Source organism: Lentiprolixibacter aurantiacus (genome assembly GCF_026241225.1).
In the GTDB taxonomy this organism is placed as follows: Bacteria; Bacteroidota; Bacteroidia; order Flavobacteriales; family Flavobacteriaceae; genus Lentiprolixibacter; species Lentiprolixibacter aurantiacus.
In genome coordinates this window covers 478,971-505,099 of record NZ_JAPFQP010000004.1, presented here as the reverse complement: position 1 = coordinate 505,099, position 26,129 = coordinate 478,971, and the positions used below count along the sequence as shown (strand labels likewise).

At 45.6% G+C, this 26,129-nt stretch carries 21 protein-coding genes; 13 read left to right on the top strand and 8 right to left on the bottom strand.

Translation table 11 applies throughout. The features are described 5' to 3' along the window. The first annotated feature begins 121 nt into the window (after positions 1 to 121). The 5 genes from eno (at position 122) to ctlX (ending at position 6,386) form a co-directional block, all read left to right on the top strand. Positions 122 to 1,414 (top strand): phosphopyruvate hydratase, encoded by a 1,293-nt coding sequence (gene eno, locus OO016_RS13670; RefSeq protein ID WP_266015144.1) that lies wholly within the window; start codon positions 122 to 124, stop codon positions 1,412 to 1,414. A gap of 74 nt (positions 1,415 to 1,488) precedes the next feature. Next, positions 1,489 to 3,030 carry a glycogen synthase gene (locus tag OO016_RS13665; protein WP_266015142.1) on the top strand — a complete coding sequence of 514 codons (1,542 nt, stop codon included), beginning with the start codon at positions 1,489 to 1,491 and terminating at the stop codon, positions 3,028 to 3,030. An 87-nt stretch (positions 3,031 to 3,117) separates the two neighbouring features. Further along, positions 3,118 to 4,401 (top strand): citrate synthase, encoded by a 1,284-nt coding sequence (locus OO016_RS13660; RefSeq protein ID WP_266015138.1) that lies wholly within the window; start codon positions 3,118 to 3,120, stop codon positions 4,399 to 4,401. A gap of 24 nt (positions 4,402 to 4,425) precedes the next feature. Next, positions 4,426 to 5,343 carry a dimethylarginine dimethylaminohydrolase family protein gene (locus OO016_RS13655; protein WP_266015135.1) on the top strand — a complete coding sequence of 306 codons (918 nt, stop codon included), beginning with the start codon at positions 4,426 to 4,428 and terminating at the stop codon, positions 5,341 to 5,343. 95 nt (positions 5,344 to 5,438) lie between these two features. After that, complete coding sequence (gene ctlX, locus OO016_RS13650; RefSeq protein ID WP_369413858.1) at positions 5,439 to 6,386, top strand: citrulline utilization hydrolase CtlX; 948 nt, start codon at positions 5,439 to 5,441, stop codon at positions 6,384 to 6,386. Between the two features lie 9 nt (positions 6,387 to 6,395). On the opposite strand, the gene OO016_RS13645 is transcribed toward ctlX, so the two are convergent. The 3 genes from OO016_RS13645 to OO016_RS13635 all read right to left on the bottom strand — a co-directional run bounded on the left by OO016_RS13645 (position 6,396) and on the right by OO016_RS13635 (position 9,824). Next, positions 6,396 to 7,898, bottom strand: a complete 1,503-nt coding sequence (locus tag OO016_RS13645) for a carboxypeptidase-like regulatory domain-containing protein (RefSeq protein ID WP_266015133.1) — start codon at positions 7,896 to 7,898, stop codon at positions 6,396 to 6,398. Between the two features lie 72 nt (positions 7,899 to 7,970). After that, positions 7,971 to 9,395: an SDR family oxidoreductase gene (locus OO016_RS13640; RefSeq protein WP_266015131.1), complete on the bottom strand. Its 1,425-nt coding sequence runs from the start codon at positions 9,393 to 9,395 to the stop codon at positions 7,971 to 7,973. A 3-nt stretch (positions 9,396 to 9,398) separates the two neighbouring features. Further along, the gene (locus tag OO016_RS13635; RefSeq protein WP_266015129.1) at positions 9,399 to 9,824 is read right to left on the bottom strand and encodes a hypothetical protein; all 426 of its coding nucleotides are present in this window, start codon (positions 9,822 to 9,824) and stop codon (positions 9,399 to 9,401) included. 152 nt (positions 9,825 to 9,976) lie between these two features. Here OO016_RS13635 and argS point away from each other — a divergent pair, with 152 nt between their 5' ends. Next, positions 9,977 to 11,764, top strand: a complete 1,788-nt coding sequence (argS, locus tag OO016_RS13630) for an arginine--tRNA ligase (protein ID WP_266015126.1) — start codon at positions 9,977 to 9,979, stop codon at positions 11,762 to 11,764. Positions 11,765 to 11,818: 54 nt separating this feature from the next. On the opposite strand, the gene OO016_RS13625 is transcribed toward argS, so the two are convergent. Continuing rightward, entirely contained in the window at positions 11,819 to 12,553 is a 735-nt protein-coding gene (locus OO016_RS13625; RefSeq protein WP_266015123.1) for a bacteriorhodopsin-like, read from the bottom strand. 87 nt (positions 12,554 to 12,640) lie between these two features. On the opposite strand from OO016_RS13625, the gene OO016_RS13620 reads away from it, so the two are divergent. After that, the gene (locus tag OO016_RS13620; RefSeq protein ID WP_266015121.1) at positions 12,641 to 13,540 is read left to right on the top strand and encodes a Brp/Blh family beta-carotene 15,15'-dioxygenase; all 900 of its coding nucleotides are present in this window, start codon (positions 12,641 to 12,643) and stop codon (positions 13,538 to 13,540) included. On the opposite strand, the gene OO016_RS13615 is transcribed toward OO016_RS13620, so the two are convergent. The 3 genes from OO016_RS13615 to OO016_RS13605 form a co-directional block, all read right to left on the bottom strand. Beyond that, entirely contained in the window at positions 13,537 to 16,125 is a 2,589-nt protein-coding gene (locus OO016_RS13615; protein ID WP_266015119.1) for a TonB-dependent receptor, read from the bottom strand. The two genes, OO016_RS13620 and OO016_RS13615, sit on opposite strands and share 4 nt — an antisense overlap. Then, positions 16,112 to 17,017 (bottom strand): FecR family protein, encoded by a 906-nt coding sequence (locus tag OO016_RS13610; protein WP_266015117.1) that lies wholly within the window; start codon positions 17,015 to 17,017, stop codon positions 16,112 to 16,114. Before OO016_RS13610 ends, OO016_RS13615 begins: the two co-directional genes overlap by 14 nt. 108 nt (positions 17,018 to 17,125) lie before the next feature. Continuing rightward, positions 17,126 to 17,626, bottom strand: coding sequence for an RNA polymerase sigma factor (locus OO016_RS13605; protein WP_266015114.1), 501 nt, complete (start codon positions 17,624 to 17,626; stop codon positions 17,126 to 17,128). Positions 17,627 to 17,750: 124 nt separating this feature from the next. Here OO016_RS13605 and OO016_RS13600 point away from each other — a divergent pair, with 124 nt between their 5' ends. The 3 genes from OO016_RS13600 to folD all read left to right on the top strand — a co-directional run bounded on the left by OO016_RS13600 (position 17,751) and on the right by folD (position 21,931). Next, entirely contained in the window at positions 17,751 to 19,526 is a 1,776-nt protein-coding gene (locus tag OO016_RS13600) for a hypothetical protein (protein WP_266015111.1), read from the top strand. Positions 19,527 to 19,682: 156 nt separating this feature from the next. After that, a complete protein-coding gene (ffh, locus tag OO016_RS13595) occupies positions 19,683 to 21,011 on the top strand; it encodes a signal recognition particle protein (protein ID WP_266015109.1) in 1,329 nt (442 codons plus the stop codon). Between the two features lie 35 nt (positions 21,012 to 21,046). After that, positions 21,047 to 21,931: a bifunctional methylenetetrahydrofolate dehydrogenase/methenyltetrahydrofolate cyclohydrolase FolD gene (gene folD, locus OO016_RS13590; protein ID WP_266015106.1), complete on the top strand. Its 885-nt coding sequence runs from the start codon at positions 21,047 to 21,049 to the stop codon at positions 21,929 to 21,931. 3 nt (positions 21,932 to 21,934) lie between these two features. Here the strand turns inward: folD and OO016_RS13585 are convergent, their stop codons facing one another. Beyond that, positions 21,935 to 22,081: a hypothetical protein gene (locus OO016_RS13585; RefSeq protein ID WP_266015103.1), complete on the bottom strand. Its 147-nt coding sequence runs from the start codon at positions 22,079 to 22,081 to the stop codon at positions 21,935 to 21,937. 121 nt (positions 22,082 to 22,202) lie between these two features. Between OO016_RS13585 and OO016_RS14475 the strand changes: the two genes are divergently transcribed. From OO016_RS14475 to OO016_RS13570, 3 genes are all read left to right on the top strand, one after another. Beyond that, positions 22,203 to 23,936: an alpha/beta hydrolase-fold protein gene (locus tag OO016_RS14475; protein WP_266015101.1), complete on the top strand. Its 1,734-nt coding sequence runs from the start codon at positions 22,203 to 22,205 to the stop codon at positions 23,934 to 23,936. Positions 23,937 to 24,067: 131 nt separating this feature from the next. Beyond that, complete coding sequence (locus OO016_RS13575; protein WP_266015098.1) at positions 24,068 to 25,090, top strand: DUF3500 domain-containing protein; 1,023 nt, start codon at positions 24,068 to 24,070, stop codon at positions 25,088 to 25,090. Between the two features lie 56 nt (positions 25,091 to 25,146). Next, complete coding sequence (locus OO016_RS13570; RefSeq protein ID WP_266015095.1) at positions 25,147 to 26,118, top strand: aldo/keto reductase; 972 nt, start codon at positions 25,147 to 25,149, stop codon at positions 26,116 to 26,118. The last annotated feature ends 11 nt before the right edge of the window (positions 26,119 to 26,129 follow it).

The window sequence follows — 26,129 nt, the reverse complement described above, 5'->3', positions numbered from 1 at the left end:
TGAGGGAATCCCATGCACCTTTTGTATCTTTATACCGCAATTAGGAAGGATTGCCGGGGATGAACCTTTGCAATTTTCCAAAGTTTGAATAACCTAATAATCAACACAAAATATTATAGAAATGAGCATAATTATTGACGTTCACGCAAGACAAATATTAGATTCCCGTGGTAACCCTACCGTTGAAGTAGATGTAGTAACCGATAGTGGGGTAGTAGGCAGGGCCGCAGTACCATCCGGAGCTTCTACAGGGGAGCATGAAGCCGTTGAGCTCCGCGACGGAGGAAATACCTTTATGGGTAAAGGCGTGAGCCAGGCGGTCAACAACGTCAATACCATTATCGCCGAAGAAATCAGGGGTAAAATAGTTTTTGAGCAGAATCTGATCGATCAGGCAATGATAGACCTTGACGGGACCCCGAATAAATCTAAATTGGGAGCCAATGCCATTCTGGGGGTTTCCCTGGCGGTTGCCAAGGCGGCTGCAAATGAGCTGGGACTTTCCCTGTTTCGCTATGTTGGGGGCGTGAGCGCCAATACCCTTCCTGTTCCTATGATGAATATTATTAACGGAGGTTCGCATTCCGATGCTCCGATTGCTTTTCAGGAATTTATGATCATGCCGGTAAAAGCCAAAGACTTTTCCCATGCCATGCAAATGGGGACAGAAATATTTCACAACCTGAAAAAGGTGTTGCACGACAGGGATCTCAGCACGGCCGTAGGGGATGAAGGAGGGTTTGCCCCTGCTCTTGACGGTACTGAAGATGCCATCGATACCATTGCCAGGGCCGTGGAAAAGGCAGGATATAAATTCGGAGAAGAGATTAAGATAGCTCTGGATTGTGCTTCAGCAGAATTCTATGTGGACGGTAAATACGATTACACCAAGTTTGAAGGGGATAAGGGAGCAGTTCGCTCCTCAGAAGAACAAGCCCGATACCTGGCTGATCTGTGTGAAAAATATCCCATCATTTCCATAGAAGATGGTATGGATGAAAACGACTGGGACGGATGGAAGATACTCACTGAGCTGGTTGGGGATAAGGTGCAACTTGTTGGGGATGACCTGTTTGTAACAAATGTGACCCGCCTTGAGAGGGGTATTGAGAACGGAATTGCCAATTCTATCCTGATCAAGGTAAACCAAATTGGAACGCTTACTGAGACGATAGCTGCGGTTAATATGGCCAAGAATGCCGGCTATACCACGGTTATGTCGCACCGCTCTGGTGAGACCGAAGATAACACCATTGCCGATTTGGCCGTGGCACTTAATACCGGACAGATCAAAACAGGTTCTGCATCCAGAAGTGATCGGATGGCCAAGTACAATCAGTTGCTTCGGATAGAGGAAGAATTGGGCAGTACAGCCTATTACCCACAGGAAAAAGCATTTAAGGTACAGGCCTAGCAGGCGAAGCATTAAGCACGGGATACAGGATTCCGTTTTCACCACTGGCTGTACGAAAGAAAGTACCATAATTCATGAAACACTTTTTATTTGTAGCAGCAGAAAATGATGCGCTGGCCAATTGCAAAGCCGGAGGCATGGGTGATGTTGTCCGGGATGTACCCCGTCAGATATCGGAACGAGGGGATAAGGCTCATGTTGTGGTGCCGGCATACTCCAGGTTACACAAGGAGGCCTTTTTTCGTACACACCTTAATTTTCAACTGAGAGGACAGACCTATACGGCTGAATTATATGAAGCCGTACCCAAGAAGGAGTTCAATAACATCATCCACTATGTAATCCACCACCCCGAGATAGAGTCAGGAAGCATTGCGCATATATATCACGATGATCCTACAGAACCCTTTTACACCGATTTCCTTAAATATACTATTTTCTGCACCGCAGTTGCCGAAGCGATAAAAAGAGGTGTTTTTGGCAACCTGGATATTGTGCATTTGCACGACTGGCATAGCAGCATGGTGTTGTTTTTAAGGGAGTTCCACCCAGGCTATGAATTGTTGAAGCCCATACGATTTGTATACAGTATCCATAATCTGGCCATACAGGGGATCCGCCCTTTCCGGGACAACTACGCTTCTTTGCAGACCTGGTATCCGGAGGTTCCCTATGAAGAAGATCAGCTGAAGGACCAGCGCTACCAGGATTGTATCAACCTCATGGCACTGGGCATTCGATTTGCAGACGCTGTTCATACTGTTTCTCCCTCATATAAGGAGGATATTATGAAACCATCGGACCCTCCTGAGTTCATTGGTGGTGAGGGGCTGGAAAAGGATTTGCAAAAGGCAGACAGGGAGGGCAGGCTGTTTGGTATTCTCAATGGATGCAACTACAAAAACATCCGTTCTGCCAGGCGTAAAAACATCTTCCCAAATATTGTCAAAGCCATATTTATCTGGCTTCAGCAGGAGTCCAAAAAATACAAGGCAGATTTCCTGGCACATACCGGGGAGAAGGTTGTTGCTTATCTGGATACCCCCCCGGATTTTATTTGTTCCAGTGTGGCGCGTTTAACGGAACAAAAGTTTTATTTCATCAAAAGATCGCCTGAAGCGTTTATCCAGATACTGGAAAAACTGGAGGAGGTCAATGGTGTCTTTTTGCTCCTGGGAACCGGAGCACCAGATTACGAGGAGTTGTTCCGGGACCTGAGTCATAAACACAGGAATTTCATTTTTATCAATGGGCAGTCAGAGGATGTAATTGATTCGATCTACCTGGAAAGCAATATGTATTTTATGCCCAGCCTGTTCGAACCATGTGGCATTAGCCAGATGCTGGCTATGCGCAATGGCAACCCATGTCTGGTACATCATACAGGGGGGCTAAAGGACACTGTTAAGGACGGTGTTACAGGATTTGCATTCAATGGGGAAAGCTATGACGATAAGATTCATGATATGGTTCGGGCCTTTAATGACGCCCTGGGGGTTTATATCGATGATCCGGCACGCTGGAAGAAGATCAGGGCCAATGCGAAACGACAGCGATTTACCTGGGAGAAATCAGTTGGCGAATACTACAGGCAGCTGTATCTTTTGGAATATTAAGCCCTTTTAAATGCGGGGAATCCAATTGTTAAGGTGATCCGTTTTTCTTATCTTTAGTGCTTTGAAAAAAATAAGCAAAATCGAACAATGGCAGACAAAGCGATATTAGAATACCAGGGAAAAAGATACGAATTACCCGTTGTCAGGGGAACCGAAAATGAACTTGCAATTGACATCAAAACCCTTCGTGCAACCTCAGGGTTGATTACGCTGGATCCGGGCTATAAAAATACCGGGTCATGCTCAAGTGCCATTACCTTTCTGGATGGGGAAAAGGGTATTTTACGATATCGCGGCTATTCCATTGAGGAACTGGCGGTGAAAGCAGACTTCCTCGAAGTAGCATATCTGCTCATTTTTGGAGAACTGCCAAACAAGGAACAATTAGAGCGCTTCCATACAGATATCAAGCATGAATCGCATGTTGATGAGGAGATGAAAAAGATTCTGGATGGTTTTCCAAAATCTGCCCACCCAATGGGGGTTCTTTCCTCCCTCACCAGTGGCCTGATTGCTTTTAACCCCTCATCCGTAGATGTGCGATCCGAGGAGGCTATGTACAATGCTATTATCCGGATAATGGCCAAATTTCCTGTACTGGTAGCCTGGACTATGCGCAAGCAGCAGGGACTACCCCTGGACTACGGGGATGACAACCTGGGATATGTAGAGAATCTGCACAAGATGATGTTCAAGAGGCCCAATAAGGAATACAAACTCAACAAGGTTGTCATCGATGCCTTAGACCAGCTCCTTATACTGCATGCAGATCACGAACAGAATTGCTCTACCTCCACAGTGAGGATTACAGGTTCCTCGCATGCCGGGTTATTTGTTTCCCTGTCAGCTGGAATTTCGGCCCTTTGGGGACCCCTGCATGGAGGAGCAAACCAGGCGGTACTGGAAATGCTAGAAGCAATTCACGCCGATGGAGGCGATACGGACAAATACATGGCCAAAGCCAAGGACAAGGATGATCCTTTCAGACTGATGGGCTTTGGACACAGGGTGTACAAAAATTTCGATCCCCGTGCAAGGATCATCAAGAAAGCAGCCGATGAGGTGCTGAATGATCTGGGGATTACAGATCCTATCCTGGATATTGCGAAGGGGCTGGAAAAAGTAGCCCTGGAAGATCCTTATTTTGTTGACAGGAAGTTGTATCCGAATGTCGATTTCTACTCAGGAATCATTTACCGTGCGCTGGGGATACCCGTGGAGATGTTCACCGTAATGTTCGCTATGGGCAGACTGCCGGGCTGGATTGCCCAATGGAGGGAGATGCGAATGAATAAAGAACCTATTGGGAGGCCAAGGCAATTGTATGTAGGTGAGAACAGCCGTACTTTTGTACCCCTTAAAAAAAGGTAGTATCCCTGCTGTATTCAATCTGATATGCTGAACCTTAACGTCCGGGACGAGACCGCTCCTCTTAAGGCGGTTCTACTGGGTACTGCCCAGAGCCCTGGTCCGGTGCCCAGACCGGAAGATGCTTATGATCCGAAATCACTGGAACATATTCTGGCGGGAACTTATCCCAAAGAAGCAGATATGATCAGTGAGATGGAAGGCTTTGCAGCTGTATTCAGGAAATATGGAGTAGACCTGTTCCGCCCTGAGGTAATTCCGGATTGCAATCAGATTTTCTCACGAGACATCGCCTTTGTTATCGAGGATAAACTGATCAAGGCCAACATCCTTCCGCACCGGGAAGAAGAGTTCGAGGCCATACTTCACGTACTGGAATATATTGCTCCGGAAAATATCCTGTACCCTCCGGATGAAGTCCATATTGAAGGCGGAGATGTGATGCCCTGGAACGACTATATTTTTATCGGCACCTACACCGGCCATGATTATCCCGATTACATTACTGCACGTACCAATTGGGAAGGGGTGGAATACATACAAAAAATGTTCCCGCACAAGAAGGTGAAGTCCTTCGAGCTGCGCAAGAGCATTGTAAACCCCAAGGAGAACGCCCTTCACCTGGACTGTTGCTTCCAGCCCGTTGGAAAGGACCGCGCGATTATCTGTAAAGCTGGTTTCCTGGTAGAAGAAGAATACCAGTGGCTGGTTGACTATTTCGGCAAGGACAAGATCTTTGAGATCACCGTGGATGAGATGTACCAGATGTTCCCCAATGTATTTTCTATTTCCCCGGATGTTGTGGTTTCAGAGCGCAGCTTCACACGCCTGAACAACTGGCTCCGTAAGGAGGGATTTACGGTGGAAGAAATAGACTATGCTCAGATTTCTAAACAGGGCGGTTTACTGCGTTGCAGCACCATGCCCCTGGTAAGGGAAATTTAAGTTCATATCTCTTTATTAAGTCCCTAAAACCTCTGTAATTTTTGGTTTAGTCTTGTCGGGTAATTGCGTACATTTATCCCACTTTTCCAGGATTGATGATGCAAATTACAAACAGCATTTTAATGATACGGCCGGTCAATTTCCGCATGAATGAGCAAACGGCTGTGAACAATTATTTTATGGAGGATTTGTCCATAAAAAACGCAGAAATTAATGCCCGTGCCCAGCATGAATTTGACCAGTTTGTAGAGGTGCTCCTTTCCCATGGGGTGGATGTGACCGTTGTTGATGACCGAGTTGAGACAGATACGCCGGATTCCATTTTTCCCAATAACTGGATAAGCTTTCATGATAACGGCACAGTTGTGGTTTATCCCATGTTTGCGGAGAACCGGAGAAAAGAGCGCAGGGAAGATTTGTTGGATATTCTGGAGGAGAAGGGTTTTCGCATTGACCAGGTCGTAGATTACACGGCAGCCGAAGAAGACTCCCTTTTTCTGGAAGGCACAGGCAGCATACTTATGGACCGGATAAATCAAAAAGCTTATTGTGCCCTGTCCGAACGTGCCCATGAAGAACTATTGATAGAATTCTGCGAAGATTTTGAGTGTACTCCTGTAATTTTCACGGCATATCAGACCGTGGAAGGGGAACGCTTACCCATCTACCACACCAATGTAATGATGTGCATGGGCGAGGATTTTGCAGTAATCTGTTTGGATAGCATAGACGATAAATCTGAGAAAAGGAATGTGCTCAACCATTTAAAACAGGATGGGAAGACCATTGTGGAGATATCCGAAACCCAGATGCATCAGTTCGCGGGTAACATGCTGCAAGTTATTGGCAGTGACGCCCAAAGGTTGCTTGTAATGAGTTCTTCAGCCTATAACAGCTTAACTCCTGCCCAGATCGCTACCCTGGAAAAATACAATGATAAGATTGTTCACAGTGCGTTGGACACCATCGAAACCTGTGGTGGTGGCAGCGCGCGCTGTATGATGGCAGAGGTGTTCCTTCCCAGGCAATCTAAACCAGCCTAGAGTAGAATATCAGGGATTTTTTTCGGTAGATGCACTAAAGGACCTTATGGCTTCATTGGGTTCCATGATATCGTAGCCTTTCCAGAATTCGGGATCGTATCGGGAGAGGTAGGTAGCCTTAATCGATTCATTTTCCACAGTGCCTTGGAATTCTTCATTGCTGATGAGGTTATTCTGGAATACCACTAGCTCATACTTTTCCCTGTTGTAATTGGATATATCCAGTTCCATGGATAATTCGTTTTGTTTTCGCCTGCCTTTTACGTATTTGTTCTTTTCAATTACTTTCAAAGGCCGCCGGACACCCATTTGGTTCCCGATTATCTTTTCCAGAAAACGGAGTTCATATTTCCCGTTGCTACCCCGGGCAAACAAGGTGGTTCCACGGTAAAGCTGTTCTTCATAGCTCAATCCGAGGAGCCGGATACGCCTTAATGATTTCACGTTTTCATATTCCAGTCGTACCACAGCATAATCATCTATGTTCACATAGATAGTGCCCTGAAAATCCTCAGAGCGCTTAGGGGCAAAGGAGATGATATATACGCCGGCATCATCGATGCTGGTGTATCCTTTAAGGGAAAAATTATAGCGGTTGGGTTTTTCCAGGAAGTTCAGCTTGGATTCATCATTAAAGAATAACGAAGCATAAATGTTGTGAATGGCACTTTTTCGATTCGACAGGAAATAATGCTTTTCTTCCTTCTCAACAACGGGTTCTGATTCTTTTGCCTCCTCATCCTCAGCATCAAAAACCGAATCCAGCTCCATTTTGGTGCCAAAGATCCCGGATTTGATCTTCAGGTAGGAGTTGGGTTTTACATTTTCCCTGAATATTCGTTCCATCTTTTCAGACAGGGCATCCATGGATCCCTCGTTGTTCTTGTCATACAGTTCGGCGGCCTTTTCTATGTACAATTTGTGTTCCTCAGGGGTTCTGTAAAAATCGCACAAGCTCTCTGTGTAATAAGCCGAACTTCTTGGAATAAGGCCTGTGACACTATCCAGGAATTTCTCATTTAGTTCTGCTATGGTCGATTTTTTAAAATCGATTTCAAATTTATTGAGATTGTTCAGGCTGCTTTGCCTGAAAAACATACGTTGTTTTACCGGCTGCTTATTATAATTATAGGGGAGCCTTTCTATTACCTGTTCAATGATGTCTTCTACTTCCATTTCCCGGTCGAAAAGGAAGACTTCATCCAGGTCAATCGCTTTTGGAGAGATCTTAATAATACTGTCTGAAATTCTTTGGATGGAAATAGCCAGTTTTTCATACCCCATGCAGGATATATATAGGGAATCCTGGTTTTCAGGAATAGCACTCCACCTGAGTGAAAACAGGCCTTCTTCATTGGTGATGATACCGGAATTGGTATCGAACCGGATTGTGGCATAGGGGATTCCCTGTCCGGTTTTGCTATCCACCAGTTTGGCCGTAAGGTCCTGTGTATATCCCTGGAGGGTTAATAAACTGAATAGGGCAAAGCAAGCAACTTTACTGATTTTCATAGCGGAAGAAATATCATTCATAGTCATAGACGAGGCAGGGGTTAAAAAAGTAACCTGGAAATGTAACTTTTTTCAGGCGCGGGCTATATTTCTGATCATTCCCCCAAAGATAAAATAGTGGAAAGGGAGCACGCAATACCAGTATAGTCTGCCCTTCAACCCCCTGGGCCGGAATGTGGCTACCTGATGCAAATTGTTTTCATCATCAATTCGGAATTCCAGCCAGGCTTCCCCTGGCAGGCGCATTTCGGCAAACAACAGTAACCTTTTCTTTTTGCGGTCGGCAAGCAGTACCCGCCAAAAATCAAGGGAATCTCCCGGATAGATCCGGTCCGGATGAGTGCGGCCACGCCTTAATCCCACGCCGCCCGTGAATTTATCCAGTAACCCCCTGAGTTTCCACAGCCAGTTCCCGTAATACCATCCGGTTTCTCCTCCAATTTTCCATATGTTATTAAGCACGCGTTTCGGGTCTTCAACCCTGATCATTTTTTCGTCTTTGAGCACCCCAAACCTGGGAACCTGAATGTATTTTTCGAGGCTGGTGTTAAATCGGCCACTAACCATACTGTCTTTCCAACTGCTCACAACAAGGTTTTGCTCAATTCGCTTAAAAGCCATTTTAATTGCTTCCTCATAGGTGTGGGTCTGGATTCCCAGCATTTTTTCGAGGCGGTTATCCCGGGCCACCACTTCAATTTTCATGCTGTCAACAAGGTTGAGGGCTAGTTTATAGGAGGTGGAGGTGACAAAATACAGCCAGTAAGAGGAAAGTTTTGGTGTCATGATGGGCACGGTAAGTATCCAGTTCTTGAAGCCCCGAACTCTGGCATATCCCTTTAGCATCTCCTTATAAGTAAGAACGTCTGGTCCGGCTATGTCAAAAGACTGATTATAGGTATCCTGCCTTCCAATTACACCCGTGAGAAAACGCATCACATCCCTGATGGCTATGGGTTGGGTTTTTGTCAAAACCCATTTAGGGGTGATCATAAAGGGAAGTTTCTCACAAAGGTCCCTGATGATCTCAAAAGAAGAACTTCCGGAACCAACAATAATTCCAGCCCTGAGCACGGTAAGGTTAAAATTCCCTTCGTTCAGGATGTCTTCAACATTCTTCCGGGACCAGAGATGTTTGGACAGGTTCTCATCGTTCACGATTCCGCTCAGGTAGATCACTTGTTTCACCCGGGTGTCCTTGAGATAGGTATTGAAATTCCTGGCGGTGGTAGCTTCCATCTCGTCAAAATCCCGGGTTGAGGTACTCATGGAATGGATGAGGAAATAGGCCACATCAATATCCGCCGGGATTATACCGGGTATTACTTCCTTGAGGAAGTCAATTTCTATTATCTCAACCTGAGCCCTCGTTTCCTCGTCAATGGAAAGCCTTTCGGCGTTGCGTACCGCACAAACTACCTCATGGCCCATTTTAAGCAATAACGGCAGCAATCGCATTCCGATATATCCATTGGCACCTGTGAGTAGTATCTTCATGCTTTAAAGATCTTCAATAGAAGTAGGAGTGTTGTCGGCTTTGTAGTCCATCATTTTCTTAAAGAATTGCCTGATGGCCTTGGTGTCACTTTTGATCTTTACAAAGTAGTGATCCCTGTAGATCGAATACACCTGCGCCTCCCCTTTGTAAACACTAAGTTTATAATACGGAACGATCAGGGCATAGGTTTCAAGCAAAGAACGGAACCTTAGGATGATCCCCTTGGGCCTCAGTTCAATATTGCAGGTATTCAGGTTATTGTCAAGGTTAAGCAGGTTCCCGATCTCCACACTGCAGGATGTTATGAAAAGTTTAGGCGAGCCTATGCCTCCTAATTTCCACCTTTCCTTCAGGGTGAATGGTTTTCCCACGCTATCGGTAATCTTCTTATCAAGTTCTTTGTTGGAGTAGGAAACGTTTGCAAGCATAAATCTTTACTATGAGCTTCGGGCTTATCCCTGTTACCATTGATTATAGATTATAAAGGTAGGGATTAGAAAGGCAGGGAATTCCTAAAAATATGTTATCCCCGAGAAAGCTTAAAATTTATGTAGTTTTGCATCTTCAATCAGGCATTATTATGGATTTGAATTCCCTGCTTAGCATCCGCGTTCAAGAGGCGGTATCTACATTGAAAGGAGTCGATATCCCAACGGTGGAATTGCAGCCAACCCGTAAGGATTTTACAGGAGATATTACCCTTGTGGTATTCCCCATGCTGCGTTATATAAAAGGGAATCCGGAGGCAATTGGGCGTGAAATAGGGGAATACCTCAAAAAACATGTGGATGAGGTGGACGATTTCAACGTGATCAAGGGCTTTTTAAACCTGGAAATCAGTGACCGCTATTATGTAGATGCCTTTAATGTTGTGAAGAAAGATGCCAGGTTTGGTTTTCACAAGGAGGAAAGTACAGGTTCGGTAATGGTGGAATATTCTTCTCCCAATACCAACAAGCCGCTTCACCTCGGACACCTGCGCAATATCTTGCTAGGGTATTCCGTATCTGAAATACTTAAGGCTGCTGGCAAAAAGGTGTATAAAACCCAGATCATTAACGACCGGGGGATCCATATCTGCAAGAGCATGCTTGCATGGAAGAAGTTTGGCAAGGGAGAGACCCCCGAAAGTGCAGGAATTAAAGGCGATAAGCTGGTAGGCAATTACTACGTGGCCTTTGATAAAGCATATAAACAAGAGGTATCCGACCTTATCGCGGGGGGAATGGATAAAGAACAAGCCGAAAAACAGGCCCCCATGCTGGTAGAGGCACAGGAAATGCTAAGAAAATGGGAATCTGGCGATCCGGAGATAGTGGATTTATGGAAAACCATGAATGGCTGGGTTTATAAAGGGTTCGATGAAACCTATCGTGCCATGGGGGTGGATTTCGACGAGCTATACTACGAAAGTGACACCTATTTGCTGGGCAAGGATGTGGTACAGAAAGGGCTGGACCAGGGTGTTTTTTATAAAAAACCCGATGGAAGTGTCTGGATAGACCTGACGGAAGACGGTCTTGATGAAAAGATTGTGCTACGGGCAGATGGTACTGCTGTTTATATGACACAGGATATTGGAACCGCAATTATGAGGGCTGAGAACCATCCGGAGATTGAAGGTATGGTATATACCGTGGGTAACGAGCAGGATTACCACTTCAAAGTACTCTTCCTGATCATGAAAAAACTGGGATACTCCTGGGCAGATCAGCTGTACCACCTCAGTTATGGCATGGTGGATTTGCCAAGTGGTAAAATGAAGAGCCGGGAGGGAACGGTGGTAGATGCAGATGACCTGATGGATGAAATGGCCAGAACAGCCCAGGCGATTTCCATGGAATTGGGCAAACTGGACGATTACAATGAGGAAGAAAAACAGGCCCTGTACCGCATAATCGGGCTTGGGGCCTTAAAATACTATATCCTTAAGGTAGACCCCAGGAAGCGCATCTTGTTTAACCCGGAGGAATCTGTAGATTTTCAGGGGAATACGGGGCCATTCGTTCAATATACCTATGCCCGTATACAATCCATTTTGAGGAAGGCAGATCCCAAAGAGGTTCAATTAAAGGAAACCCTGGTTACAGCTATAGAACTGCATCCTAAGGAAAGGGAATTGCTCAAAGGTTTGCTTTTATTTCCTGAGATTGTGGATAATGCAGCCGAGCAATACAGTCCGGCCCTCATTGCTAATTATACTTATGACCTGGTGAAAGAATTCAATTCCTTCTACCAGCAGGTTTCCATTTTAGGGGAGTCTGACTCAGATAAGCGCCGTTTCAGGGTACAGTTGACGGCCAAGATTGGTGAGGTTATTGCCTCTGCGTTTGGTTTGCTGGGTATACAGGTCCCGGATAGGATGTAAACAAAAAAGATCGCCAAATTGGCGATCTTTTTTTATGATGTTTCCGTCTATGGATTAAGCTTCTGACTTGGCAGTAGCAACAACGGCCAGGTTGTAAACTACCAGTCCGAATCCAATTTTGTTGATGGCATCACCTATGTTGTAAACTACATCCATGGACAGACCTCCAAAGATTCCTTCATACCATCCTGGAGTTCCGGCCATATAACCGATTGGGTAGATTGCCCATCCAACCAGTACAAACCAGCAAAGAGTTTTGTGTGCTGTTAATACGGCACCTCCGGCTTCTGTAGCCAGCTTTTTGGCCTCTCCGAACCAGATGATGTAAACGATCCAGAAGTAAGCCAGTCCGGAAATAAAGCCCCAGATCTGAGCCGCGTCTCTGTAAACTGCCTCTCCGAGATACCCGGTTACCAGCATTACCACAGAAGCAAAGATCAGCTTCCACATTAGTGATTTTTTCGCTCCTGCTACTTTCAGGATCAGGAAGAACTCAACACACATTAACGGCACAGTAAGTACCCAGTCTACATAACGGAAGAATGTAGGTGACTCAGCGTTTGCCGCCCAGTAATCCCTCATGTACCAGTAGTGTACCGCTGCAATAAACGTAATCAATCCAGAAACAAGGATTGAGGTTCTCCACTTCCTGTCGTAGCTGTTCATAGACAGGAAGAAGAAGGCAGAAGCTGCCATCATGGCCATACACCCTACGAAAAAGGTGAAACCAACATAATCATTGGTAGCGATCTTCGCCACCATTGGAATTGATGCTAAAAAATTTTCCATAAAACTAGAATTAGTTAATTTTGTTGAATCAAATGTAGAAAAAATTAAACAGAATAAATCAAAAAAATTCCTTAAATTTTAACAAATATGAAATTTCAACCCTCAAATATTGCCAATATGAACGCTTTCATGATCGTAAGCACTTTTTTCTGCTTGTGGCTGGCTGTTTATTTTGGTGATCGTGCAGAGGCGTTGCTGGCCTATTTGTTTGTTTTCTCTTTTGGTATCATGCATGGGGCCAATGACTTGAAGTTAATACAAAGGACAACCGGGATGAGCAGCCGGTCTTTTTATATGCGGGCACTGGTCAGTTACCTCCTCGTCATAGGAATAATTACAGTATTTTTTTCTTTTGTGCCCATTTTAGCACTGGCATTTTTTGTACTGGCCAGTGCTTATCATTTTGGCGAACAGCATTGGGCATCCCGCACTTCTCTGCCTTCTATTCTGAGAGAGTTATTTTTTATGGCTTATGGGATGTTGATTTTCTTCCTGTTGTTCTATTTCCATGCCGATGAGGTAACTGGTGTAATCCATGATGTAACGGACTTTTCTATACCCACGGCTTTTTACTTCTACGGCCTGCTTGTTTCTGGCTTGACTTTCCTGGTTTTTTTTGCCTGGATAGCGTTTAATTCTTTGTTGTTAACCCATATTATAGAAGAGCTTTTTTACCTGCTGGTCTTTTATGTTTTATTCCAATCGGCCTCATTGATCTGGGGCTTTAGTATCTATTTTGTGATCTGGCACAGTATCCCATCCCTAATGGATCAGGTTCAGTTCCTCAGTGGCGAGATCAGTTCCAAAGCCCTCTGGAGTTATTTCAAATCCTCTTTTCTGTACTGGATAATTTCTCTGGCAGGTCTGGGGATTCTGTATTATATCTTTCAGGGGCAGGACAAGCTGTTTTTTTCCATTCTGGTTTATTTCCTGGCAGCCATAACGTTCCCGCATGTTTTGGTAATGAACAAAGTAAACCGAATCTAGAAAGAAACCCGGAAGCTAACATTGGGTGTAAGCCCGAGTGAGATGCTTTCCACCGCCTCAATTTCGTTCTGCCGGTTCAGGCGGTAATAGGTGTTCAGGACATTGCGTTTATCAAATACATTGATTACCGAGGCACCTGCAGTGGCTTTTATGTTGGCGCTGATATTAAAATCGTAAAGGGCCGATATATCTGCCCGGATATAATCGGGGAGCCTGCCGCTGTTGGGAGATTGGTACGCTATGGTAAAGGGGAATACACTGGTATTGATCCCGGCAGCACCTTCAAGGGGCTGTGTATAGGGCCTGCCTGTGCGGTAGTTTAATCCTACCCCCAGTTTAAATCCCCGGTACATGTATGTGGTTGCAAAGGAAATCGTATGCCGAATATCAAGGTTATTTGGAAAAACGTTTGGAGTGATGTTGTTAAACGTATATTCATTATCGTTAAACGTATAACTGAGCCAGGTACTGAAATAACGGTTCCTGTGGTTGATCAGAAATTCCAGTCCCATGATCCTGTATTCCCCTATTTCCCCATTGAATTGGTCCTCATTCTGAAATCCCTGTGTATCTGTGCTTATCCCGTCTACGTATTTATAGAAACCTTCCAGGCCTACAAACCAGTGTCCTTTATCGTAATTAAGGCCCAGAGAAGCCTGTTTACTGCGTACAATGGGTAGCGGGCGTTCATTGGGGGCGCCATTCAATAGAGTGTCAGTTGCTGTATTGGCAACTATCCAGCGCCTTTTTTCTACACCCAGAAAATTCTGTTCCAGATCAATTACCTGGTTGGTGGTTTGATTCTTGAATTCACCCAGCAATTGCAGTTGCCAGTCTTCCCCCAATTTGTAATTTATATTGACCCTGGGCTCTACAATAATCTCCGAAAATGTATTCAGGTTTTCGATATAGTGTGCCCTGAGCCCAGCAATAGCTTTTAGTCGACCATTTTCAGAATTGTGTATACCCTCGGAAAAGAGCACGTGTGTGCGTATAACCCCTTTTATATTGCTGTTAAAAGGCGGCTGAGTAACGTCTGTAAAATTGGTAACCCCAACTTCAGTAAACTGATATCCTCCCTGCCATGACCAGTTAGGTCGCCACTGAAAACTACCGAATGCCTTCACAGCGGTTTCTACCACCCGGTTATTCTGAAAAAGTTCCTGTACCCCCCCATCTGAAGTATTTTGGGCATCCAGGTTGTATTCTGTATAATAGGCATTGAAACGGGTTTTAAACCTGTCGCTCCAGGAACTCTCCAGGCTCCCTCCAAAAGAGAGGTTGGTCTGGTCCAGTGCACTGCTGTTCCTCAACCCCGTATCCCGGGATTCCTCTTCGTAATTCAGGTTGTTATTTATATTTATGAAATTGAGTCGTACCTTATGGTCCGGACTGGGGTTAAAAAGTACTTTTCCGGTAAAATCATAGAAGTAAAACGATTCATCCCTGTTAACGCCGGTATTGGTCCCGGCCCCGCTTCCAACCACTTCGGAATCCTGGAAAGCACGATCAAAAAACTGGCTGTAGGTTGGGGTGTTGAGGAAATCGGTGACAGACCTTCGCGCTGAAAACTGTACAGCTAATTTATTTGAGAGTGGAATCTGGGCATATGCATCACCACTGATCAGATTGAAGCCTGCCCCCCCGAAAGCATCCTGGTCAAGGCTATTCCTGGTCTCCATGCTGATAATCCCGCTAACACCTTCTCCATACCGGGCGCTTGTTCCATTTTTAATGATGTTGATGCGCTCGGTCAGGTATGGGTTAAAGGCGGATATCAGCCCAAAAAAATGACCAGACTGATACATTTTGATCCCATCCCAGAGTATGAGATTCTGGTCGTTGGTTCCTCCCCGTATATTGATATCGGAAACTCTTTCGTCTATACTTTTGATCCCAGGCAATGCCTGTATGGTCTGCAATATATCCGGTTCTATGAGCCCGGGAAGAATGCCAAACTCTTCCTGTTTGATAGTGAAACTGCCATCGTCTTTGCGCTGTATTCCCGTGGTCAGGAATTGGGATACAACCACTTCCTCCAGCTGCTGGTAACTCAATCCCAGGGGAATACGAGAACAGGGCCTGCTTATAAGATCTTCGGCATTGATATATCTTACTTTGTAGCCCAGATGGCGTATTCTAATTACTGCTTTTCGGGGAACATTTGTGAATGAAAACTTCCCCTCACTATCGGTAACCTGTGCCAGGGAACCTCCCAAAACCTCTACGGAAGCTCCAGGGATACCCAGTGACATATAGTTATCCAGCACTTCTCCGCAAATGTCTACTGTGCTGCTTTTGAAAACGGTATAATAACGTTCGTTTAATTGCTTAATAGTGAGCTGTGTTTGACTTCGCAGCCCTTCCAGTATGGATGGCAAATCTGCAGCCGCCGGCCGAATTATTTCTATTCCGCTCAGGTCTTCATCCGCAAAACTGAACTTGACCTGGAACCGGTTTTCCAGTTCTTCTATATAGGCAATAAGGGAAAGTGATGATTCCTTCTCCTGGGCAGGTGCCTTCTGCAGGAGCACAAGAAGGAAAAGGAGACAAAGAAAAATACGGTTTAGCTTAGTCTTTAGCATATATTAAAACCTGTTTCCCCTCAATGGTATACGCAAGGTTTGAAGGGGCGCTTATACTTTCTAACGCCAAATTCAGGTTTGTGTTGCTAAAGCTGCCGGTATACAACTGATCCAGGTCTACATTCTGGGTTGTGACCTCCAGATCGAACTGTCTTTCCAGTTCACCGAGTACATAGACAAGTGGGGTACTTTTAAAGCTACTTTCATCAAGCATCCAGGCAGGAACTACTTCTGTCGGACTGTCTGCAGGGATGATTTCCCCCCTGATGGCAAGGAATGCGTCACCTGCGGCCAGCTGGGTTTCTTCACCCTGGTAGTTTACGCTTACCAGACCTTCGAAACAGCTTACTTCAAAATAGCCATTACGGTTTTCAACATTAAATTGGGTGCCCAGTACGGTTACTATTCCGGCTTCCGTGGCCACCTGGAACTTTTCTCCTTTGGCCACCTTAAAAAAGGCTTCCCCTTTTAGGTTCAGGGTGCGCTCCTTATCCCAATTCTTTTCGCTGTATGTTATTTCTGACCCGGCATTTAGGATGATCTCAGAATTGTCAGGAAGTACTACTTCACTCCGTTCTGCAAATTCTGTGTGAACGGTGATATCACCAGATGACAGGAAGTAGACTGAAAGCACAGCAATAGCGGCAACTGCTGCCGCAACCCTGATAAATTTCCGGAAAGAATTCAGAGGAACTACTCTTCCTCCTGCATTCTCCTTACGTTGCTGAAGGTCAGCAAGAGCTTTCTCCACATCAAATTCGGGCGCACTTAGCTTGCCTGAAGCCTCTATCAGCCTCTGGTAAGAAGCAAACTCCTCGGACTGTTCGAAAAGCTTTCGCTCTTCTTCCGAAAGTTCGTTATTAAGCCATTTTGCCAAATAATTCTCTTGCATTTTGCTAACTTTTCGTCCTTATAACAACTTAAAATTGATCTACCCTACCCGGAAATCAAAAAAAATTAGTTGTCCTTATATTTTCCCGGGTCTTTCTACCGGATTTTATTAAAGTCCTTCAATCTCATTTCGGAGTGTTTTCAGGGCCAGGTGCATCCTTTTTTCAATGGCCTTGACACTCACTCCTTCCATTTCTGCTATTTCGGCATATTTCTTTCCATCTATCCGGTTCAAAAGGAAAACCGTCCGCTGATTATCAGGTAGACTGGCTAAGGCCCGATCCAGCTTTTCCTTGTATTCCTGTTCTTCGAGCAAAAATTCGGGAGATTCGTGAGAGACTGGTTTTTTTGAATCAGAGGCGTACTTCTGGCGTACTTTCTCTGCCTTGATCAGATTCAAATACAGATTATTGGCAACCGTATAGACAAATGATTTGGCTTTCTCGGGGGATACTTTGGCGCAATTCTCCCAAAGCTTGATAAATGCCTCCTGCACAACGTCATAAGCTTTTTCCTCGTTGCCGTACTTATAATATATGTAATTGAATACCGTTTTGGAATTGGCCCTGAAGAGGGAACTGTACACTTCCTCTTCACAAACATTATCCATAAGCCCCAGGTTCTAAAAGTTGGTCTGTACTCAAAGATATTTTAAAAAAAATTAAAATCGGAGTAGGGTAGAAAGAGAATCAATTGTTATAAGTGAGAACGAACAACAATTTATCCAAATCATTATGAAAAAGATCTTTAATTATTCGGCTTTAGTCCTACTGCTAATTACGGCCCTGACCTTTACTTCCTGTCAGGAGGAATTTGAAGAATTGCCCCAACCCGATGAACAACAAACCTTAATGGCGAGTTCTTCAACGGCCAAACTTATACAGCGAACAGCTGCCAAGGATGGTTCCTTTGACAACATCGTTGACGGAGCTAGCTGTTTTGCCGTTAATTTCCCTTACACGGTAAATGTAAACGGTCTGGACATTACCATCGATTCCCCGGAAGACCTCAAAGTGATCGAGGAGATTTTTGACCAGTTGGATGATGATATTGACGTCCTGGAAATACTTTTCCCCATTACTATCACACTGGAAGATTACACGGAAATTACCATTTCCAATTTTGAAGAATTGAGAGCACTTGCCGCGGAGTGTATTGAAGGTGGCGGAGATGACGATATTGAATGTATTGACTTTGTCTATCCCGTTACTTTTTACACTTTCGACATAAACGAGGTGCAGACTGGTAGTGTTACCATTGAAAACGATGAGCAATTGAGAAGATTCCTGGAAGGCCTTGACGACGATGACCTTATCAGTATTGATTTCCCGGTAGACCTGAAACTTTATGACGGAACCGTGGTTACGGTAACCAACAATGCAGAACTGGCTATCACCATTGAAAACGCCAAAGAAGCCTGTGATGAAGACGACGATAATGATTATAATGATGATGACTTTAATAAGGAGCGCCTGGCCAATTACCTTGTAGAATGCCCCTGGATAGTTCTTTCTGTGGAGCGAGATGGTGTTAACCAATCGGCCCAATACGAAGCATTCCTGATGCGATTCAGGGAAGACGGAAGTGTTACTGTTAGGGACAGGGCAGGAAACGTTCTCAATGGAGAATGGGAGCTTAATGATACTAATAGCGACTACGTAGAATTACAGCTTTTCTTTGATACCCTGGTAGATTTCAACCTGAGCTGGAAGGTATATGAAGTTGGCGAAGGAAAGATCAAACTCTTCTCTGATGAGGGTAACCATATTGTAATGAAAATTGCCTGTGAAGAAGATGTTGAACCAGACTCCCTGAGACAGATCCTGAGAGAATGTAGCTGGGTAATCAAAAAAGTGAAGAACCAGGGAGAGGAAATAAACCGTCTGCTCGGATATGAGTTCAATTTCTTTGCAGAAGGCGTAGTTACCCTTAGCAATGAAGAGATCATGTACGAAGGTACTTGGGAAATAGTGAGGAATGAGCAGGGCAGACTGGTTATGTCCATTACAATAGGAGATGAGCCAGGTGTGAATTTCGAGTGGCCATTGAGCAGCCTGAGGTACGACCGATTAAAGTTTGAGATTCCTGAAATTGGTTACGAACTGATCCTTCAACGCGTATGTGACGATAATGCCAATGATGGTGATGTTGTGGAGATCCGCAGCATTATGATGGAAGGAGAATGGGTAGTTGCTCAGTACCAGGATAACGGTGTGGATATTACTCAGGAGTTTGAAGGGTACGACTTTAACTTCCAGCCAGAGCACCTGGTGACCGTGTCCACCAATATGGATCCGCTATTCAACGGACTCTGGAGGGTAATTCGCAACTATGAAAACGAGCTGAAGGTTTACCTGAACTTTGGAGACGATGCACCTTTTGCTGAGCTTACTGACGACTGGAACCTGGTTTCCATTACCGCAGACCGCATTGAGCTGAAGGATTGGAGTGATGATCCCGAGGCAGGTACCGTAGCATACGATGTGCTTGTATTCGAGAGAAAACAATAGTGAACAGGGAGTAAACCCGTAAAAATCACCTTATTTGCCCCAATTTTGCTGAAAAGGGCAACTCCACCCCCGGAGTTGCCCTTTTCTCTTTCTATATTGTTTCCCACTTCTATCTGTTATTGTTAAATTTGCACTTCTCCCAAAAGAAAGCAATACATGTTCGATAGTTTAAGCGAAAAACTGGATAAGGCCCTACATGTTCTCAAAGGGCACGGGCAAATCACCGAGATCAATGTTGCAGAGACCACCAAGGAGGTCCGCAGGGCCCTGCTGGACGCCGATGTCAACTTTAAGATTGCCAAGGAATTTACCAATAGGGTAAAGGAAAAAGCACTGGGTCAGAATGTATTAAAGACCTTGCAACCGGGGCAGCTGATGGTCAAGATAGTCAAGGATGAGCTAACCGAGCTCATGGGAGGCGATGCTTCCGGGATAAACTTGTCCGGTAGCCCTTCGGTTATCCTGATGTCTGGTCTGCAGGGATCCGGGAAAACAACTTTCTCCGGTAAGCTGGCCAACTACCTAAAAAAGAAAAAATCTAAGAATCCCTTGCTGGTGGCATGTGATGTGTATCGCCCTGCAGCGATAGACCAGCTGCACGTGGTTGGGGATCAGATTGGGGTACCGGTGTTTTCTGACAGGGAGAACCAGGATCCTGTGTCCTTGGCAAAAGCCGGAGTGGCCCATGCAAAGGCCAATGGCCATAATGTAGTCATCATCGATACGGCCGGACGTTTGGCTGTTGACGAGCAGATGATGACTGAAATCGCCAATATCAGGGATGCAGTCTCCCCTCAGGAGACCTTGTTTGTTGTGGATTCTATGACAGGACAGGATGCGGTGAATACGGCAAAGGCCTTTAATGATGTCCTTGATTTTGACGGGGTAATCCTGACCAAACTTGATGGTGATACCCGGGGGGGTGCTGCCATATCCATCAAATCCGTGGTCAACAAGCCCATTAAGTTCATCGGTACCGGTGAGAAAATGGAAGCTATTGACGTTTTCTATCCGGCCAGGATGGCCGACCGGATCCTGGGAATGGGAGATGTAGTTTCCCTGGTTGAAAGGGCTCAGGAACAATTTGATGAAGAGGAAGCCCGCAAACTGCAGAAGAAGATTGCCAAAAACAAGTTTGGTTTTGACGACTTCCTCAAGCAGATCCAGCAGATCAAGAAGATGGGGAATATGAAGGACCTGATGGGTATGATCCCCGGAGCCGGTAAAGCCCTTAAAGGTCTGGACATTGAAGATGACGCCTTCAAGCATGTGGAGGCCATTATTTATTCCATGACACCGGAAGAACGCTCTAATCCCACAACATTGAATGCCAGTCGCAAGAAACGCATCGCAAAGGGAAGCGGAAGGAGCATACAGGAAGTAAATCAGCTTCTCAAACAGTTTAACCAGATGAGCAAAATGATGAAGATGATGCAGGGTGGCGGAGGAAAGAAGATGATGCAAATGATGCAAAATATCCGATAACAGAATCTAGCAAACCCAATAATCAATATCGCACTATGGTCCTCTTAGATGGCAAAAAGATCTCCAATCAGATTAAAGAAGAAATTGCCGCTGAGGTGGCCGCAATGAAAGAACGAGGTGAGAAAGTCCCACACCTTGCCGCTGTACTGGTTGGCAATGACGGCGCCAGCCTTACCTATGTAGGTAGTAAGGTGCGCTCCTGCAAGAAGATCGGGTTTGAGTCAACCCTGAAACACCTTCCCGAAGAAACCACTGAAGAGGAACTTCTGGACCTTGTCAATCAGCTGAATGAAGATCCGGATATTGATGGCTACATAGTACAGCTACCCCTGCCCGGGCATATCGATGAGGAGAAAATACTTATGGCGGTACATCCGGATAAGGATGTAGACGGTTTCCATCCCATGAATTTTGGTAAGATGGCCCTGGATATGGAGACTTTTATTTCTGCAACCCCCTACGGAATTATGGAACTGCTCAGGCGCTATGATGTAGAAACGGAAGGCAAGCATGCCGTTGTAATTGGGAGGAGCCACATAGTAGGCAGGCCAATCAGTATTCTGATGAGCCAGAAGGGAAAGGCAGCCAATGCTACTGTGACACTTACCCATAGCAGAACCAGGAATATTGCGGAACTTACCCGCCAGGCCGATATCGTGGTTTCCGCCCTTGGGGTACCTAACTTCCTTAAGGCTGATATGGTCAAGGAAGGTGCGGTAATTATTGATGTTGGGATTACAAGGGTTCCTGATGAAACCAGGGAAAGAGGATACTATATTACAGGAGATGTAGACTTTGAACCGGTAAGCAAAAAAGCTTCTTATATTACACCGGTTCCCGGAGGAGTGGGTCCTATGACCATAGCCATGCTATTGAAAAATACGCTGCTTGCAAGGTGCAGGCACTGGAGCAGGCCTTAGATCCTACAACTTTCTTTGGTTTGCTTTGGACCGGGTACTGTCATTTGGGGTAACGATATCCAGGTCTTCCCCACCTTCATCATTGGTGCAGGCCATAAATCCCAGAACCATAATCAAACCAACCCCGAGGAATATAATCAGCTGCTTCATAACATTGTGTTTAAGTAGGTGTCCTTAGCCGGTTGAGCTTTTTCTATAACGTGCAAAAAGGGGTGTATGGTATGGTGGGATAAGACAAAATGAGTACCTTTTATCGAAAATTTAATCAACCGTGAAAAAAGCGCTATCCCTTGTTTTTATTGCCATTCTCTTCAATTCCTGCCAGGATGAGGTCTCCTCAGGGGCCAGGATCAGTATTAAACTCAGTATTTCCGAAAACCTGTCTGAAGCCCCTGAAGACGGCAGGTTGCTCCTTCTTCTGGCCGATAATGAAGATCGGGAACCCCGCTTTCAGATAAATGCCGGACTCCATGCACAGCCAGTCTTTGGAATGAATGTGGAAGGTTTAAAGCCCGGTGAGGCCAGGGTGTTTGACGAACAGATTTTTGGATTCCCCTATGAAAGCCTTTCAGAACTTCCCCCGGGAGATTATTGGGTGCAGGGATTATTACATGTTTACGATACCTTCACCTTGTCTACAGGGCACACGGTGAAACTGCCTATGGACAGGGGTGAGGGGCAACAGTGGAACCGCTCCCCGGGAAATATATACAGTAAACCAATAAAAATTACGGTTCCCGAAAGTGGAAAGGTCTCATTCGATATTGTTCTGGACCAGGTTATTCCTCCAATCGAGGAACCTGAGGATACGGAATGGATAAAACATATTAAAATTAAGTCGGAGAAGCTATCGAAATTCTGGGGCCGTGATATGTATCTGGGAGCCCACGTGCTGCTTCCCAAAGGATTTGATGAACACCCGGAAGCTCGTTACCCACTTATGGTTTTCCATGGGCACTTCCCCTCGGATTTCGGTGGCTTCAGAACTACCCCGCCAGATGAGGACCTGGAACCGGAGTATTCCGCACGGTTTGATGTTGAGGGATACAATCGTGTACAACAACAGGAGGCCTATGACTTTTACAAGCGGTGGACAGATCCTGAGTTTCCCCGTTTTCTGATTATCGAAATACAGCATCCCACCCCTTATTATGACGATTCTTATGCGGTAAATTCGGCCAATCAGGGACCTTACGGAGATGCGATTACCTATGAACTGATCCCCCATATTGAAAAGGAATTCCGGGGTATGGGTGAAGGCTGGTCGCGTTTCCTTTACGGAGGCTCTACCGGAGGATGGGAAGCCCTTGCCGTACAGGTGAAGTACCCTGATGAATATAACGGTTGTTTTGCTGCCTGCCCGGATCCTATTGATTTCCGTGCCTACTGCCTTACCAATATCTATGAAGATGAGAATGCTTATTTCTACAAGAGCAATCACAAAGAGCTGGAGGTTCCGGCCCATCGGGACTACCTGGGGCAGGTTCAGACTACGGTGAGGGAATACAATCACCTGGAACTGGTGCTGGGAGATAAGTCAAGATCAGGACAGCAGTGGGATATCTGGGAAGCCACCTATTCACCTCAGGGAGAAGAGGGTTACCCACAGCGATTATGGGATAAAACGACCGGTGAAATTAATCATGACGTAGCCGAATACTGGAAGGAAAACTATGATTTACGCCATATTCTGGAACGCGACTGGGACAAGTTGGGAGAGAAGCTCCGGGGTAAGATCCACATCTATTGCGGGGATATGGACAATTATTATCTCAATAATGCCGTATACCTGATGGAAGACTTTCTGGAAAGTACTACCGACCCCTATTACGAAGGTGAAGTGATGTACGGAGACCGGGCAGAACATTGCTGGAATGGCGATCCTGAATTGCCTAATCACCTCAGTCGCCTCAGATATAACAGCATGTATATTCCCAAGATTATGAAGCGAATAGCAGAAAGTGCTCCCCCCGGCGCCGATCTGGATAGCTGGCGGTACCGGTAGTTGTAACATCTGGAGAGGGAGTATAAAGCCAACAACGAATAAAATTGCCTGGGTTGCCTTCGGGATGATAGGTATCGCCCTGTTAAAAAAAAAGATACTGATAATTTAGTTTATTCCACAAAACCATAGCAATGTCAAAACACTACCTTCTTCTGATCACTCTTAACTGCCTATTAATTGTCCCTGCTGGTGCTCAGGACCTGGTGGACAGGGCGCACGCTTTTTTGAATAGCCTGTCCCCCGAGTTGCAACGGGAGGCACAATTCTCGATAGAGGATGATGAACGCAAAAACTTCCATTTTATCCCAAAGATGCGGAAAGGACCGAACTTTCACGACATGGGTCCGGACCAGAAAAAGGCTGCCCTGGCCCTTTTGGGTGCCAGCCTAAGTGATCAGGGCTATCAAAAGAGCATCGAAATCATGGAACTCGAAAATGTTTTGCTCTCCATGGGGCAGGATTATAAATTTCCTGACGGGTCGCCGGTTCGCGATCCACTTCGGTACCATCTAACCGTTTTTGGCGAACCGTCCCGGGAGGCGCCTTGGGGATGGCGTTTTGAAGGGCACCATATTTCCCTGAATTTTACCTCTCACTCAGGGAAAGTGATTTCATCTACTCCTTCATTTTTCGGATCCAACCCGGGGATTGTATCGATTGAACCATATACGGGAAGGCAAGTACTGAAAAAGGAGAGTACCTTGGCCCTGGACCTGGTAAACTCCCTGTCCGATACACAACTTGGTCAGGCACGGTTTTCTGAAACGGCTCCACGAGGTATCTTTACCGGTATTGAACGGGAGGTTGCCCTGCTGGAACCTATGGGTATAAGCTACACAGCCCTGACCCATGGTCAGCAGGAGGCCTTCATGGACTTGCTCGAGGTCTACATCGGGAACTATATTTTTGATTTTGCCGAGGTACTTCGCCGAAAAATCATGGAAGCCGGCGTGGATAAGCTCCATTTTGCCTGGGCGGGTGGCATGAAATGGGGTCAGCCGCATTATTATCGGATCCAGGGACCTATGCTCATTATCGAATACGATAACACACAAGATGATGCGAACCACGTACACACTGTGGTTAGGGATCTCACAAACGATTTTGCCGAGGACTTCCTAAGGGAGCATTACGAGAAGGAGCACAAAAACTGAGATTCCAGTAACCGGAAGGCAACAAATTAATTGAAATAAATAAAAATTCATATAGAATGAAATACAGAAAGTTAGGAAGAACAGGCTGGGAGGTTAGTGAAATTGGTTACGGTATGTGGGGCATGGCAGGCTGGAAGGAATCCGATGACCTGATATCAAGCCGGTCCCTCAGCATAGCCGTGGAAAAAGGGGTAAATTTTTTCGATACTGCCTGGGCTTATGGAAGTGGGCACAGCGAACGCCTTCTCGGGCAATTGCTTAGAACGCATTTGGACAAAAAACTCTATACGGCCAGCAAAATACCCCCAAAAAACTTCCGGTGGCCGGCCAAACCGGAATATACACTTGACGAATCCTATCCAACGGAGCATATCATGGACTATACCCATAGAACCCTTAAAAATTTGGGGCAGGAACAACTGGACCTGATGCAGTTTCATACCTGGGATGATGGATGGACGGAGCGGGAGGAATGGCAAAGGGCTGTAGAGGAATTAAAGAAATCCGGTAAGGTAAGGGCTATGGGCATCAGCATGAACCGCTGGGAACCGGAAAATGGAATTAAGGCCTTGCATACGGGCCATATAGACGTAGTGCAGGTTATTTACAACATTTTTGATCAGGCTCCGGAGGATGTACTCTTCCCTGTTTGTGATCAGTTAGATATTGGTGTTATTGCACGGGTACCTTTTGATGAAGGTACGCTGACCGGGAATATTACCCGGGATACCGTTTTTCCCAAAGGAGACTGGCGTGCCTCTTATTTTGTACCTGAAAACCTTGAAGCCAGTGCAGATAAGGCAGATCAATTGAGGCCTGTAGTGCCGGAAGGAATGACTATGGCCGAAATGGCGCTCAGATTTATCCTTTCCCACCCATCGGTAAGTACAACAATACCGGGTATGCGCAAGGAACGCAACGTACTGGCCAACGTAGGGACCAGTGATGGAAAAGGATTGACAGAAGAATTGGTTGCCCAATTAAGAAAGCATCGTTGGGACAGGAAGCCTACATCATGGTCTCAATAACAGCATAGATT